At 66.0% G+C, this 14,040-nt stretch carries 10 protein-coding genes and 2 riboswitches; of the genes, 6 read left to right on the top strand and 4 right to left on the bottom strand.

The genetic code is table 11. The annotated features are described in order from the left end of the window. Positions 1 to 138: 138 nt before the first annotated feature. The 3 genes from NFU08_RS16940 to NFU08_RS16930 all read right to left on the bottom strand — a co-directional run bounded on the left by NFU08_RS16940 (position 139) and on the right by NFU08_RS16930 (position 4,451). On the bottom strand, positions 139 to 1,611 hold the full coding sequence (locus NFU08_RS16940) for an HNH endonuclease signature motif containing protein (protein WP_251424800.1): 1,473 nt from the start codon (positions 1,609 to 1,611) through the stop codon (positions 139 to 141). A gap of 227 nt (positions 1,612 to 1,838) precedes the next feature. Further along, complete coding sequence (locus NFU08_RS16935; protein WP_174179567.1) at positions 1,839 to 2,477, bottom strand: VOC family protein; 639 nt, start codon at positions 2,475 to 2,477, stop codon at positions 1,839 to 1,841. A gap of 135 nt (positions 2,478 to 2,612) precedes the next feature. After that, entirely contained in the window at positions 2,613 to 4,451 is a 1,839-nt protein-coding gene (locus tag NFU08_RS16930) for a S8 family serine peptidase (RefSeq protein WP_251424798.1), read from the bottom strand. 252 nt (positions 4,452 to 4,703) lie between these two features. After that, positions 4,704 to 4,819: riboswitch (SAM riboswitch) on the top strand. 42 nt (positions 4,820 to 4,861) lie between these two features. Between NFU08_RS16930 and NFU08_RS16925 the strand changes: the two genes are divergently transcribed. The 4 genes from NFU08_RS16925 to NFU08_RS16910 all read left to right on the top strand — a co-directional run bounded on the left by NFU08_RS16925 (position 4,862) and on the right by NFU08_RS16910 (position 10,325). Beyond that, positions 4,862 to 6,187, top strand: coding sequence for a bifunctional o-acetylhomoserine/o-acetylserine sulfhydrylase (locus NFU08_RS16925; RefSeq protein WP_251424796.1), 1,326 nt, complete (start codon positions 4,862 to 4,864; stop codon positions 6,185 to 6,187). A 98-nt stretch (positions 6,188 to 6,285) separates the two neighbouring features. Next, positions 6,286 to 6,401: riboswitch (SAM riboswitch) on the top strand. 12 nt (positions 6,402 to 6,413) lie between these two features. Further along, a complete protein-coding gene (locus NFU08_RS16920) occupies positions 6,414 to 7,529 on the top strand; it encodes a homoserine O-acetyltransferase (protein ID WP_174179571.1) in 1,116 nt (371 codons plus the stop codon). A gap of 181 nt (positions 7,530 to 7,710) precedes the next feature. Then, on the top strand, positions 7,711 to 9,093 hold the full coding sequence (locus NFU08_RS16915) for an MFS transporter (RefSeq protein WP_174179573.1): 1,383 nt from the start codon (positions 7,711 to 7,713) through the stop codon (positions 9,091 to 9,093). 113 nt (positions 9,094 to 9,206) lie between these two features. Further along, positions 9,207 to 10,325 (top strand): alcohol dehydrogenase catalytic domain-containing protein, encoded by a 1,119-nt coding sequence (locus NFU08_RS16910; protein WP_251424794.1) that lies wholly within the window; start codon positions 9,207 to 9,209, stop codon positions 10,323 to 10,325. 56 nt (positions 10,326 to 10,381) lie between these two features. Here NFU08_RS16910 and NFU08_RS16905 read toward each other — a convergent pair whose 3' ends face one another. Further along, positions 10,382 to 11,281 carry a LysR family transcriptional regulator gene (locus NFU08_RS16905; protein WP_251424792.1) on the bottom strand — a complete coding sequence of 300 codons (900 nt, stop codon included), beginning with the start codon at positions 11,279 to 11,281 and terminating at the stop codon, positions 10,382 to 10,384. 134 nt (positions 11,282 to 11,415) lie between these two features. Between NFU08_RS16905 and mmsB the strand changes: the two genes are divergently transcribed. Both mmsB and NFU08_RS16895 read left to right on the top strand, forming a co-directional pair. After that, a complete protein-coding gene (mmsB, locus tag NFU08_RS16900) occupies positions 11,416 to 12,318 on the top strand; it encodes a 3-hydroxyisobutyrate dehydrogenase (RefSeq protein ID WP_251424790.1) in 903 nt (300 codons plus the stop codon). Positions 12,319 to 12,379: 61 nt separating this feature from the next. Then, positions 12,380 to 13,864: a CoA-acylating methylmalonate-semialdehyde dehydrogenase gene (locus NFU08_RS16895; protein WP_251424787.1), complete on the top strand. Its 1,485-nt coding sequence runs from the start codon at positions 12,380 to 12,382 to the stop codon at positions 13,862 to 13,864. The last annotated feature ends 176 nt before the right edge of the window (positions 13,865 to 14,040 follow it).

The raw sequence follows: 14,040 nt of genomic DNA, 5'->3' as shown, positions 1-14,040 counted from the left end.
AAGTGCTCCCAGAGGCAGTCATCAGCCGGGATGTCGTCAGGGTCCACAAGGTTGTCGCCCGCAGGCTCCTCCGAAGGAGGTAGTAATTCCTCCGGTGGAGGTTCTGGCCACGGAAGGTCGCCAGCGAGGCAGCCACGATCAGCGGGCACGGGCGGGCAGGGCTGCTGGCGGTGTTCTTGCCCCCCTGAGACGTTCCCGGCGCTGCTCCTCTGGTTTCAGGTGCGCGGGCATGGCGGACAGGGCAGACTCTGGCCAGTGGGGTGGTTCCCAGTCCTGGTGTTCGCTTGTGTAGTGGCGGCCGGTGGGTGAGGTCCAGCCGGGTGGTTGGTTTTTGGTGGCTGGTGTTGGTTTCCACCTGCTGGTGTGCCGGAGTTTGTGGTGTTTTGGGCAGGGTTGTCCGAGGTTGCTGATCCCGGTGGTTCCGCCGTGGTGCCAGGCGAGGATGTGGTCTGCCTCGTTATCCAAAGAGCTGTTGCTGCAGCCGGGGAAAGGACACTGGCCGTCCCTTAGTCGGAGCCAGTTCCGCGTGGCTTTGGTGACCCGGTAGCTGCTCCTGCCGATCTCCAGCGGGGCCCCGTCCCGCGGATCGACCAGGACCCGGTGGAACGAATCAGCTCCGTCAGCGACCAGGTCCCGTGCCATGGAGGCTGGGATGGGTCCGTACCCGTCGAGCATGGCGGGCTCGTCGGTTACTCCCATGAGGGAGACGACCGGCACGGTGACGAGGACCTGCGCCCGGATTGACGAAGACGGGGTGAGATCCGTTCCGGCACCTGCCCCGTCGCCGCTGCTGGTGTTGGTGCCGCTGGTGAGGATGGCTTGGGCGAAGTGGTCGGCGCGGAGTTGGGTGAGGGTGCGGGGTTCGGTGGGTCCTTGTGCGGCGCGGGCGAGGGCGTTGAGCCGGTTCCAGCCTGCTATGGCCTGGTCGGCGGGGAGGTAGGCCGAGAGCCAGGCCATGCCGTCCTGGTCAGGCCGGTATTCGACCCGCCGGTCCGCCGCGGCCTTGGTATGGCGTTGCTCGATGGATTCGGCGTGGTGGCGTTCGCGCCAGGTCCGGGCTTTGTGTTTGAACCGGTGCGCGGGCATCTCCCCGATCGTTGCTGCGGCGGCTGGTCGTGGTGTGTCCGGGTCCAGGAAGTGGGCTTCCAGGGCGGCGGCGCCGGCGGGGTCGAGGGTGGCTGCCTCGTCCGCCATGACCCGGGCGTGCTGCCACGAGATCGTGCCGGCGTGCAGGGCCGCGAGGGTCAGGGGCAGGGTGGTGGTCAGCGCGTGGGATGCGGACAGGAACGTGCTGGCGGCCCGCGGCCCGAGGGCCAGCACGCACCCGATCTCGGCTGCCACGGCCATTTCCTGTGCCTGCACCGGCATTCCGGGAGGGGCCAGGGTATGGGCGGTGTCGGCGTACTTCATGGCAGCGCGGGCCTTCAGGCCTGCAAGCCCGGCTTCGGCCTCCCTGGCGCCGGCGAGGATGTCCAGGCTCCCCTCCGCCATCCCGGCTAAGGGATCGGCAGCAGAGAACGGCTCCGAACCGCACCCGTCCACCTCCGCATTGAGCACGGCAAGGGCGGCCCTGATATCCGCAAACGCCCTCGCCACCGCTTCCCTGCCCATAAACCCATCCTGCCAAGGGGGTCCGACAATGACGTTTGGCCTGGGGCAGCCGGGAGATAGCACAGTGGCGCCCTGCGCATTGGAACGCAGCCAGGAGACGAATTCGGCCGCCATCGGCGGGTGACGCCGTTGTCACCTGCTGATGGCGGCCGAAGCTTTGTCGGGCAGAAGGCATTTCCTGCCCATGTTGGTGCCCGGACGGGGACGCCCGGGCAGGCGGGGGAGCGTCAGATGGTGACTGCCCCGTTGGCGGTCTCGAATGTCACCGAAAGGATCCCGGGGGTTCCGTGCGGCGCCACCCACTCCACGGCTACGTCTTCCAGCGGCTTCTCCACTGGTTCACCCAGCCACTCGGTCACCCGGGCTGCCGATCCGGCAATGGTGAGGCAGCTCATCTTGACGTTGCTCTCGTAGGCGTTGGACGGGTGCAGGGAAGGGTCGCCCTCCCACTTGAGCATGTACGGGACCTGGGGGTCCGCGATCAAGCCGAGGATGCCGATCTGCTTCCACACGAGTTCGCGGCCGTCAGGGAATTTGCGGTTGCCGTTGACTGCCGAGCGTCCCAGGCGTTCCTCGAAGGGGGCGAGGTCGTCCACTTCGACGCACCAGCCCATCCATCCGCCACCTGCGGCGGAGCGTGCCCGCACTGCCTGGCCAAAGGGGGCCTTGTCAGAAGCCGGGTGGTCCAGGACCTCAACGACCTCAAGGTACTTGTGCCCCGCAAGCGGGATGATCATATTCCGGGTTCCGAACCGCGGGTGCACTCCACCCTTCACTGCCTCAACTCCGAGGGCAGAGGAAATACGTTCGGTGGTGGCAGCCAGGCCATCGTGTTCACAGGCGTAAGAGACGTGATCCATGCGCATGGCAACATCTTGGCACTTTGTGATCGGGCTCTCAGCTAAGGGTAGCCTTACTGGGATTTTTGGCGGCAGCCGTGCTCGAATTCCCTGCTGACAACGGCCGGGAATGCGCGCTTATGGACCGGTCTGGCTTGCACCCTAAAGCCGGTCGGTCCATATGCTTCCGTTGGACCAGTAGATGATGCCGTTGTCGAAGCGCTGTGCACGAGTGGACGCATTCAAGGAGTACTCATCGGTGACCGGGCGCCCGATGAAGAGATAGCCTCCCCTTCGCTCGTACTCCCATCGGATGGCCCCTTGCAGCAGCCTGGTTCCGTACTGGGGTGTGAAATAAAAGGTTCCGCCCTGAAAGGCTTGGACGGCGCCTCCCTCATACCAGCGGCTCTCGTCGGACACAGGATAACCGGCTACTCCGGTCTGCCCTCCCTTATTCCACCACGCCTCCCGGATTCCGGCTCCGATGTAATGCAGGCCAATCTGCGGTGTGTAGTACATCGTTCCGTTCGTGAAGTGCTGGGCTATGGCTCCGCCGCCCAGAGGTTCCTCGTCCCGGATGGGGTAGCCCGCGTCATGCCCGTTGAACCACTTCTTCTCAATTGCTCCCCACAGCGGGTGTGCCCCACCTGAAGGAGACCAGAAAATCAGGCCATGTTGGAACTGCTGCTGTGCCCCGCCTTGGACGGTCTGCTCCTGGCTGGTGGCAGCGCCCAGCTGCGACGCCGGTCCGCCCATTGAGTAGTACTTGGCCCCGATCGCGCCCCCCACTGCAAAGGCGTTGACCGAAGCTGACGGGGTTTGGAGCAGCCGGTTCGGCGTTCCATTTCCGGTTGCTGTAATGGTTCCCCCGAACGCGGAAGAGACCAGCCGATCAGCCACCTGCCCAGGTGTCAAAAGGGGGTTGCCGGACAGGATGAGTGCGGCAGCGCCAGCCACATGGGGGGTGGCCATGGACGTTCCGCTGAGTGAGGCTGTGGCCGTCGTCGACGTGTGCCAGGTGGAGCTGATGCCAACGCCGGGAGCATAGAGGTCTACGCATTTGCCGAAGTTGGAAAAAGAGGCCTGACGATCCGAAGAATCGCTGGCCGCCACTGTGACGGCGGCGGGGGTGCGGGCCGGGGAAGCCGTGCAGGCGTCCACAGCGTTGTTTCCGGCTGAGACGATGGCAGGCATGCCGTTGGAGATGATGGACTGGACTGCTGCGTCGAGCACGCTGCTGGTGGGGCCGCCGACACTCAGGTTGACGACGGCGGGAGTGCCAGGCCGGTGTTGCCCTGCAATCCAGTCGAGCCCTGCGATGATGTCCGAGTAGAGGCCGGAGCCATCACACGCCAAAGCCCGCACCGGAATGAGGGTGGCGGATTTGGCCACACCATGGACGGTGCCGCCGATTACTCCTGCCACGTGCGTGCCATGTCCGTTGCAGTCGCTTGAGCCCAAGCCGTCAGCCTTGACTGTCCACCCCGCCGTGACACGGCCGCCGAAATCGACATGTGACGCGAGGATCCCGGTGTCCACGACGTAGACCCTGATGCCCTGGCCGGTGCCAGCAGGAGTGTAGGTGGTGGAAAGGGGAAGAGCCTGCTGGTCAATCCGGTCGAGCCCCCACGGGGCGTTGCGCTGCGTCTCGGAGACAGTGACGGCGTGGTCCGGCTCCACTGCTGCCGCCCGGCCGGAGCGGAGCAGGGCGGCAGCCTGCGCCGCGCTGGCCTCGATGGCGGCGCCCTTCACGGCCTTCGTAAATGTCCGGGTGACACCGATTCCCTGGGCGCGGAGGGCCGCCGCCTCGGCCGGGACGTCCCTTCCCGGGGCGAATTGGACAAGGTAGCGGCCGCCGTCGTTTGCCGGCGAGGCAACAGGCGCAGCGGGGGCGGCGTCCGCGGCGGGTGCCGGCCAGGACGCTGCTGCCACCGCGCTTGAGCAGAGGGCGACGGCGGAGAGAAGGACGGCGCGACGTGCCAGGCGCAAGAACTGGGGCAACGGAATGTGTTCCTTTGGTGTCTGAGGAGAACTGCCGGGTGACGATTTCCCGGCTCAAATCTAACGGAGGACCGGCGTCAAACGGCCAAACTTCGCGCAATCCTGCGCATCTCCTGTGGAACCTTGGGAAATCAACATCCGGGGCCTCTCCACCCGCCCTGCGTGAGGACAATTCCGCCCCGGACCAGGGCCGGAAGTCACAACCGGTCACACTCATGGCGGCGGACACCCGCTGTTCCTACACTGGGCTCAGGTCATGAGTGCCAGTGACAGCCCCGGCTTGCTGGCCGGCAACCCTCCTTCCGCGGTGGGGTGCCCCGGGTGAGGACCTGGCTGTCCGGTAATCGGCCGGATGGCAAGCGCGGCCCGCGGTGCTTCGAGCATGCCGGGCCCAGTCAAAGGAGCCTTAATTGTCCAACGGATGGTCATTCGAAACCCGCCAGATCCATGCAGGACAGGAGCCGGACAGTGCCACGGGCGCCCGGGCACTCCCTATCTACCAGACCACGTCCTTCGTGTTCCCCAGCGCCGAGAGCGCCGCCAACCGCTTCGCCCTTGCTGAACTGGCACCCATCTATACCCGCATCGGCAACCCCACCCAGGAGGCCGTGGAACAGCGGGTCGCCAGCCTTGAAGGCGGGCTGGGGGCACTGCTGCTGAGTTCAGGCCAGGCGGCCGAGACCTTCGCCGTCCTCAATATCGCCGAGGCGGGGGACCATATCGTTGCCAGCCCCAGCCTGTACGGCGGGACTTACAACCTCTTCGCCCACACCCTGAAGAAGTTCGGTATTTCCGTCACCTTCGTAGCGGACCCGGACAACCTCGACCAGTGGCGTGACGCGGTCCAGCCCAACACCAAGCTGTTCTTCGGCGAAGTGGTATCCAACCCCCGGCAGGACGTCCTGGACATCGATGGCATCTCCCAGGTGGCACACGATGCCGGTGTGCCCCTCATCGTGGACAACACCCTGTCCACCCCGTACCTGATCCGGCCTCTGGAATGGGGAGCGGACATCGTTGTCCATTCGGCAACCAAGTACCTGGGCGGCCACGGCTCCGCGATCGCCGGCGTGATCGTGGACTCAGGCAACTTCGACTTCGGCAAGGACCCCGCAAAGTTCCCGGGCTTCAATACCCCGGACCCCACCTACAACGGGCTGGTGTACGCCAGGGACCTCGGCAAGGACGGTGGCTTGGGCGCCAACCTGTCCTACATCCTCAAGGCCCGCGTCCAGTTGCTCCGGGACCTGGGCTCCGCCGTCTCCCCGTTCAATGCATTCCTGATCGCACAGGGCCTTGAGACGTTGAGCCTGCGCGTGGAACGGCACGTTGCCAACGCCACGGAAGTGGCGCGCTGGCTGGAAGGAAGGGACGACGTCGAATCCGTCGCCTATGCGGGGCTGCCCTCCAGCCCGTGGTACGAGCGGGGCCGCAAGTATGGCCCCAAGGGCACGGGCGCGATTGTGTCCTTCAACCTCGCTGGCGGAGCCGAGGCGGGCAAGCGCTTCGTGGACGCGCTGGAGCTGCACTCGCATGTGGCGAACATCGGCGACGTCCGTTCCCTTGTCATCCACCCGGCGTCGACCACCCACAGCCAGCTGACCCCGGAGCAGCAGGCTGTTGCCGGCGTAACCCCCGGGCTGGTCCGGTTGTCCGTGGGCATCGAACACATTGATGACATCCTGGCGGACCTGGAAGCAGGCTTCCGGGCAGCGAAGGACGCTACCGGAGCCTAGCCGGACGCCCAGGGAACCCACTGCGGCGGCAAGCCGGGGAAGTCACAACCAGTCACACTCTTGGCAGCAGGCGGGGGCTGTTTCGTACACTCGAACAAGGTCATGAGTGCCAGTGACAGCCCCGGCTTGCTGGCCGGCAACCCTCCTTCCGCGGTGGGGTGCCCCGGGTGAAGACCTGGCCTGCCGGTCATTCGACGGCGGGCAAGCGCGTAGAAGAGGTCTTGCCATGACGGTTACCGTCACCCGTACCACCGTCCCCGAACACGGAATTGTCCGCTATGCCTCCGTTGGGGGGCTGGAACTTGAAGCCGGCGGCTACCTGCCCGACGTCACGCTGGCCTACGAAACCTGGGGCACCCTTAACGCGGATGCCAGCAATGCCGTCCTGATCGAACACGCGCTGACCGGCAGCACCCACGTGACCCGCGGCGACACCGACGAACCGGGCTGGTGGGAGCAGCTGGCAGGGCCGGGTGCGCCCGTGGACACGGACCGTTTCTTTGTGGTGTCCATCAACATTGTGGGCGGCTGTTACGGGTCCACCGGTCCGTCGTCGCCGGCACCGGACGGGGCTCCCTGGGGATCCCGGTTTCCCCTGGTCACGCTGCGGGACAGCACTGTGGCAGAGGCCCGGCTGGCTGACCAGCTGGGGATCAGGAGCTGGTTTGCGGTGCTCGGAGGTTCCATGGGCGGAGCCCGCGCACTTGAGTGGGCCATCACGTTCCCGGAGCGGGTGCAGCGCTGCGCGGTGATTTCCGTGGGGGCCGCAAGCACGGCCGAGCAGATTGCCTTCGCCCAGGCGCAGACCCTGGCGATCCGCCAGGATGCGAATTTCAAGGGCGGCGACTATTACGGCGGTCCCTTCCCGGAGGACGGGCTGGCCCTGGCCCGGCGGATCGCGCACATCACCTACCGCTCAGCGGCGGAACTCGAAGGCAGGTTCGGCCGCGAACCGCAGGCTCCGGAGTCGCCCCTGCAGGGTGGTGTCCTGGCCGCCCGCGGACGCTACCAGGTGGAAAGCTACCTGGACCACCAGGGAAACAAACTGGTCCGGCGGTTCGATGCCAACAGCTACATCGCCATCACCGAGGCCCTGATGAGCCACGACATCTGCCGGGGCCGGGGGCCGCTTCCCGAGACCCTGGCGCGGTCGGGTGCGCGCTTCTTTGTGGCAGCCGTGGATTCTGACCGGCTCTACTTCCCGGCCCAGTCCCGGGAACTTGCCGCCGCCCTGCCGGGAGAAGTGGACGTCCACGTCATTGAAGCTCCGATAGGCCATGACGGCTTCCTGACCGAAATAGGCCAGCTGGGCCGCCAGCTCAGGGCGCACCTTTCGGCTTAAGGCTGCCCCTCACAGGCAGGTAAATGTGCATTTATGCAGATAGCCTCTGCATGATTCGCCGTTGAGCTTGGCGTTCAGGCGGACCATACTCGTTGGGACCCGGCGGTTCGTGGCCAAAATCACACGTATCCGCCTCAGACTGTCCCAGTGGTGTCGAAGAAGACGCCGAAGGAGTTCATCAATGAGTACGGAAAAGTCCGCCGCGCGGCGGCCCGAGGAAACCGACGTCAAGTCCTCAGGCCTGAAGAAGGTCGTCACGGCCTCCATGGCCGGCACCGTGGTTGAGTGGTACGAGTTCTTCCTCTACGCCTCCGCCGCCACTCTCGTGTTCGGCAAGCTGTTCTTCCCCAACTCCGGAACCGAGCTGGACGGCATTATCGCAGCCTTCGTCACCTATGCGGTCGGCTTCGTTGCCCGCCCCATCGGCGGCATCGTCTTCGGCCACTTCGGCGACAAGTTCGGCCGCAAGCAGCTGCTGCAGCTGAGCATCATCCTGGTGGGTGTTGCCACCTTCCTCATGGGCTGCCTGCCGACCTTTGCGCAGATCGGCTACTGGGCGCCGGCGCTGCTGGTGTTCCTGCGCTTCGTCCAGGGCTTCGCGGTGGGCGGCGAATGGGGCGGCGCTGTGCTCCTCGTCGCCGAGCACAGCCCGAACAAGTCCCGCGGCTTCTGGTCAAGCTGGCCGCAGTCCGCTGTCCCCATGGGCAACCTGCTCGCCACCGCCGTGCTGTTCACCCTGTCCTCCACCCTCTCCCCGGAAGCCTTCCTCGGCTGGGGCTGGCGCGTAGCCTTCTGGCTCTCCGCAGTGATCGTCATCATCGGCTACTACATCCGCACCAAGGTCCAGGACGCGCCGATCTTCCTGGAGGCCCGCAAGGAAGTCACTGTCGAGAACAAGGGCTACGGTGTTGCCGAAGTCTTCCGCCGGTACCCTCGCGGCGTGTTCACCGCCATGGGCCTGCGCTTCGCGGAGAACATCCTTTACTACCTCGTGGTCACGTTCTCCATCACCTACCTGAAGGTGGTTGTGCAGACGGACACCTCCCGCATCCTGCTCCTCCTGCTGGTGGCACACTTCATCCACTTCTGCGCAGTACCCCTGGTGGGCAAGATGTCCGACTCCCTGGGACGCCGCCCGGTATACATGGCCGGTGCAATCCTCGCCGGAACCTGGGGCTTCTTCGCCTTCCCCATGATGGACACCGGCAATGACATGGTTATCCTGGCGGCCATCACCATCGGCCTGCTGTTCCACGCCCTCATGTACGCCGGCCAGCCGTCCATCATGGCCGAAATGTTCCCCACCCGCATGCGGTATTCGGGCGTTTCCCTCGGCTACCAGGTGACCTCCATCGTGGCCGGCTCGCTGGCGCCCATCATCGCCAGCTCGCTGCTGGGCAGCTTCGGCTCGTCCGTTCCGGTTGCGTTCTACCTCCTGGGCGCCTGCGTGGTGACTGCGATCTCAGTGTTCTTCCTCAAGGAAACCCGCGGTATCTCGCTGCATGACGTTGATGCCGCCGACGCCCAGGGCACCGCCGACCTTCTGGCCGCAGCCAAGAAATAGCCGTCAGGAAGCAGTCCCCACGGCACAGCATCACGGACACGGCAGCTGCCCGGACCTGCACGCAGCGCAGGGCCGGGCAGCTGCCTGTTGACAACCATAAAGTCAGGAACACCATGCGAGCAGCAGTCCTCTATTCCACAGTCCCTCCCGGCACCAGCTATGCCGAAGCGCAGCCGCTGGTGGTCCAGGAGCTCAGCCGTCCCGAACCCCGCGCCGGCGAGCTGGGTGTCACCGTCACCTACTCCAGCCTGTGCCACTCAGACCTGTCAGTCGTGGACGGATCCCGCGTCCGGCCGCTTCCCATGGCACTGGGGCACGAGGCCGTGGGACGTGTGGCGGCGGTGGGTGAGGGCGTCACCGACGTTGCGGTGGGGGACCACGTTGTCCTCGTTTTCGTCCCCAGTTGCGGTTCCTGCCGCGCCTGCCTGGCGGGGCGGCCCGCGCTCTGCCACCGGGCAGCGGAGGTCAACGGCTCCGGGGACCTTCTGCACGGCGAGGCGCTGCTGCGCACGCCTGCGGGGGAGCGGATCAACCACCACCTGGGGGTTTCGGCGTTCGCGGATTACGCGGTGGTGGCCCGCGAATCAGTGGTGGTGATCGACGACGACGTCCCCGACACAGTCGCGGCGATGTTCGGTTGCGCCGTGCTCACCGGAATGGGTGCCGTCCTCAACACGACCGACATCCGGGAGGGCCAGTCCATCGCCGTTTTCGGTCTCGGTGCCGTGGGGCTTTCGGCCGTTATGGCTGCCGCGCTCGCCGGTGCCTCCGCCGTCATTGCCATTGATCCGAACACGGCCAAGCACGGACTTGCCCTGAAGTGTGGGGCAACCGCGGTGGGGACTCCGGAGGACGCCGGCCGCCTGATCGCGGAAGCCGCCGGTGACGGTGTGGACATCGCGGTCGAGGCCGTGGGCTCGGCAAGGGTGATTGCGTCCTGCCTCGGGCATGTGACGAGGGGCGGCGCCGTGGTTTCCGTCGGCCTGCCGCACCCCACCGCGGAGCTGACGGTGCCTGCGCTGCAGTTTGCCGGCGCGGGCAAGCGGCTGCTGGGCTCCTACATGGGCGATGCCGTCCCGGACCGGGACATTCCCCTCTACCTGGGGTACTGGCGCGAGGGCAGGCTCCCCGTTGAGCTGCTGCACACGGACACCAGGCCCCTCGCGGAGATCAACGAAGGCCTTGATGCCCTCGCAGCCGGGCAGGTGGTGAGGCGGCTCTTCCAGGCGTGAAACCGGCACGCCGGCCACTACCCGGGTTGTCAACAGCGCAGTGTCCCAACAGCAGCTCAGGCGGCCAGCAGATCCTGGCGCTCCGCCACCTCATGCTGGAGCGCGCCGATCACGGCCTGCACCCGCGCGGACCGCAGCGACTCCGGGCGGGCCACGGCCCAGATGGGGACCTGGCGCTGGAACGCTTCGAGAAGTACCGGAACGAAATCCGGGTTGCGCGCCACCATGAAGTTCGGCAGCAGCCCGATCCCGGCGCCCCGGCGGACCGCCTCGACTTGGGCAAAAATGCTCGTCGCTTGGAAGCTGGACTTCGGCATCGGCAGCTGCGAGGACCGGTGCCCCAGTTCGGCCACCTGGAGCGCCGACTCAACGTAAGAGACGAAGCCGTGCTGCCCCACGCCGTCGGGCGTTCCCGGCAGGCCGTGCTCCGCCGCGTAGGCGGGGCTGGCGTAAAGCCGGAGGAAGTAGTTGGTCAGGAAGATGGCCTGGGCGTTGCTCACGTCGGTGCGGCCCACCACCACCTCAAGGTCCACGCCGGAGCGGTTCTGGCTGACCCTGCGCGTGGCGCTCAACATTTCCACGTTCAGCAGTGGATGCCGCTGTTGCAGGCGGACCAGCGCGGGCGTGACGAATTCGGCGCCGAAACCGTCCGAGGTGCTGATGCGCACCATGCCGGAGAGAGCGTCCCGGTCCTGGCTTGTGGCAGCGGCCAGTGAACCCAGTGTTTCCTCGATCCTTTCCGCCGCGGCGACGGCCGAAGCTCCGAGCTCCGTCAGTTCCCACCCATGCGGGCTTCGCTCCAGGGTGCGGCCGCCCAGCTGCCTGTCGAGGGCCAGGATCCGGCGCGAAATGGTGGTGTGCGTCGTGCCCAGCGTTTCGGCGACGGCGTTGAAACGCCCCAGCCGGGCCACTGTCAGCAGGATCAGCAGGTCGTCCGGACTCGGCAGCTGCGCCATCCCTGCCTCCCATCTATGTGCATCAGTGCACATGCCATCTGTGATTTTTTCCCTTGATTGCACTATAGCGGGGTGTGATGGTGGACACAGACTTTACGGCCGCCGGCCGGAGACAAAGCAAAGGAGCTTAAGCCATGGCAGTAATCGGTTGGATTGGTTTGGGGAACATGGGCGGGTCCATGTCGACGAACCTGGCAAAGGCCGGGCATGACGTGAGGGGGTTCGACCTCAACCCGGCAGCCCTGGCCGCGGCAGAGGCCGGTGGGGTAAAGCCCGCGGGGAGCATCGCCGAGGCGGTCGCGGGCGCGGACGCCGTGTTCACCATGCTTCCGAAAGGCGAGCACGCCAAGGCGGTCTACCTGGGCGGCGACGGGGTGCTGGCGCACGCCGATACCCGTACCCTCCTCATCGATTCCTCCACCATCGACATCGCAGCCGCGAAGGAACTGCACGACGCCGCCGCTGCCGCCGGCTTCCGCTTCGTCGACGCCCCGGTGTCGGGCGGGATGAGCGGCGCCAAGGCAGGAACGCTGACGTTCATGGTGGGCGGCGAGGCGGATGCAGTGGCCGACGCCAGCCGCTTCATCGAGCCGATGGCCGCCAACATCATCCCCACCGGGGGTGCCACGACGGGACAGGCGGCCAAGATCTGCAACAACCTGATGCTCCTGATCAACCTGGCGTCCACGGCCGAGGGTGCCGTGCTGGCGGACAGGCTGGGCCTGGACAAGAAAGTCTTCTGGGACATCGCCTCGGTTTCCTCCGGAGACAGCTGGGCCCTGCGCACCTGGTACCCCGTACCCGGTGTCGTTCCCACTGCCGCATCCAACAACGGCTTCGCACCCACGTTCACCGCCGAACTGGCGAACAAGGACATCGGACTGGCGATCAGCGCCGCGGAGGACACGGGAACGCCGCTAGAAATCGGCCGGCATGTGCAGCAGCTGTACCAGCGCCTTATCGACGCCGGTGACGCCGGCAAGGACTGCTCCATGATCATCAAGCTTGCCGACGGCTCGCTCGATGCAGCGAAGTAGCTGTTTTCGCGAACCCGCCGTCCACACCACAGCCATCTGAACGCCTTAGAAAGAGACCTCCGTGCACACCATTCCGCATTACATCAACGGCAGCCGCGTCACCGATGCCGAGCGCTTCGGCCCCGTCTTCAATCCCGCCACCGGCGAGCAGGAAAAGCAGGTGGCGCTGGCCTCCGCGGACAGGGTGGAGGAAGCCATCGCCGCGGCCAAAGCCGCGCTGCCGGCCTGGCGGGCCGCGAGCCTTGCCAAGCGGACCAACATCTTTTTCCGTGTCCGCGAAATCCTCAACGAGCGCAAGCCCGTGCTCGCCGCCATCCTGACCAGCGAGCACGGAAAAGTGCTCTCGGATGCCGAAGGGGAGATCTCCCGCGGCCTTGAGAACATCGAGTTCGCCACCGGTCTGTCCCACATGCTCAAGGGAGAACGCTCCGAGCAGGTGTCCAGCGGTGTGGATGTCCACTCCGTCCGGCAGCCTGTGGGCGTGGTGGCCTGCATTACGCCGTTCAACTTTCCGGCCATGGTGCCGCTCTGGATGATCGGCAGCGCCCTGGCATGCGGCAACACAGTGCTTTTGAAACCCAGCGAGAAGGACCCGTCCTCGGCCGTGTTCATCGCAGAGGTCTTCGCGGAAGCCGGACTCCCGGCCGGCGTGCTGAACGTGGTCCAGGGCGACAAGGAGGCGGTGGACACCCTGCTCGAACACCCGGACGTCAAAGCAGTCAGCTTCGTTGGCTCCACACCCATCGCACAATCGATCTACAAGCGGGCAGCCGACCACGGCAAACGGGTCCAGGCCCTTGGCGGCGCCAAGAACCACATGGTGGTCCTGCCTGATGCGGACCTGGACATGGCAGCCGACGCCGCCATCTCCGCCGCCTACGGCTCTGCTGGTGAGCGCTGCATGGCGGTGAGCGTGCTCGTCGCCGTCGGGAACATCGCCGATGACCTCGTGGCTGCCATCAAGAGCAGGATGGCCACCCTGAAGATCGGCCCCGGAACGGACCCGGCGTCCCAGATGGGTCCCCTGATCACCGCCGAACACCGCGAGAAGGTGGCCTCCTATGTTGCAGGGGCCGAAAGCGAGGGTGCCACGGTGGTTGTTGACGGCCGGTCACAGCAGTTCGATTCGAACGGGTTCTTCATCGGCGTCAGCCTGGTGGACCACGTCAAGCCCGGCATGAAGGTCTACGACGACGAGATTTTCGGCCCCGTCCTGTCCGTGGTCCGGGTGGACAGCTACAGCGACGCTGTCCGCCTGGTCAACGACAACGAGTTCGGCAACGGGGTTGCCATTTTCACCCGCGACGGCGGTGCGGCGCGGCAGTTCGAGTTCGACGTGGAGGCCGGGATGGTGGGCGTCAATGTGCCCATTCCGGTGCCGGTGGGCACCTTCTCCTTTGGCGGCTGGAAGAACTCCCTGTTCGGTGACACCCACATGTACGGGCCGGACAGTATCCGGTTCTACACGCGCGGCAAGGTAGTGACCACCCGGTGGCCGGACCCGGCGACCTCAGTCATCGACCTGGGCTTCCCCCAGGTGGACTAAGCCAGGAGTTCGACTGAAGAGACGGACGCCCGCTGTGCCCTAGCCGTCCATGATCTCGCTGCGGCGGGCCATGTACTCCTCAACGGACAGTTCACCGTTGCTGTACTGCTGGTCCAGTTCCGCGAGCTTGCGTGCCCGGAACCCCTGCGGGGCCGACGGCGGCGGGGGAGTGGCGG

Origin of the sequence: Pseudarthrobacter sp. NCCP-2145 (assembly GCF_023708005.1) — a bacterium.
GTDB lineage: Bacteria > Actinomycetota > Actinomycetes > Actinomycetales > Micrococcaceae > Arthrobacter > Arthrobacter oxydans.
Note: the sequence above shows the minus strand (reverse complement) of the source record. Positions and strands in the feature narration are given on the sequence as shown.

What these genes read in the sequence shown, in the direction of transcription:
- NFU08_RS16935 (WP_174179567.1), bottom strand. Translation starts at nt 2,477, where the DNA reads ATGCGCATGGATCACGTCTCTTACGCCTGTGAACACGATGGCCTGGCT.
- NFU08_RS16905 (WP_251424792.1), bottom strand. Translation starts at nt 11,281, where the DNA reads ATGGCGCAGCTGCCGAGTCCGGACGACCTGCTGATCCTGCTGACAGTG.
- mmsB (WP_251424790.1), top strand. Translation starts at nt 11,416, where the DNA reads ATGGCAGTAATCGGTTGGATTGGTTTGGGGAACATGGGCGGGTCCATG.
- NFU08_RS16920 (WP_174179571.1), top strand. Translation starts at nt 6,414, where the DNA reads ATGACGGTTACCGTCACCCGTACCACCGTCCCCGAACACGGAATTGTC.
- NFU08_RS16915 (WP_174179573.1), top strand. Translation starts at nt 7,711, where the DNA reads ATGAGTACGGAAAAGTCCGCCGCGCGGCGGCCCGAGGAAACCGACGTC.
- NFU08_RS16940 (WP_251424800.1), bottom strand. Translation starts at nt 1,611, where the DNA reads ATGGGCAGGGAAGCGGTGGCGAGGGCGTTTGCGGATATCAGGGCCGCC.
- NFU08_RS16910 (WP_251424794.1), top strand. Translation starts at nt 9,207, where the DNA reads ATGCGAGCAGCAGTCCTCTATTCCACAGTCCCTCCCGGCACCAGCTAT.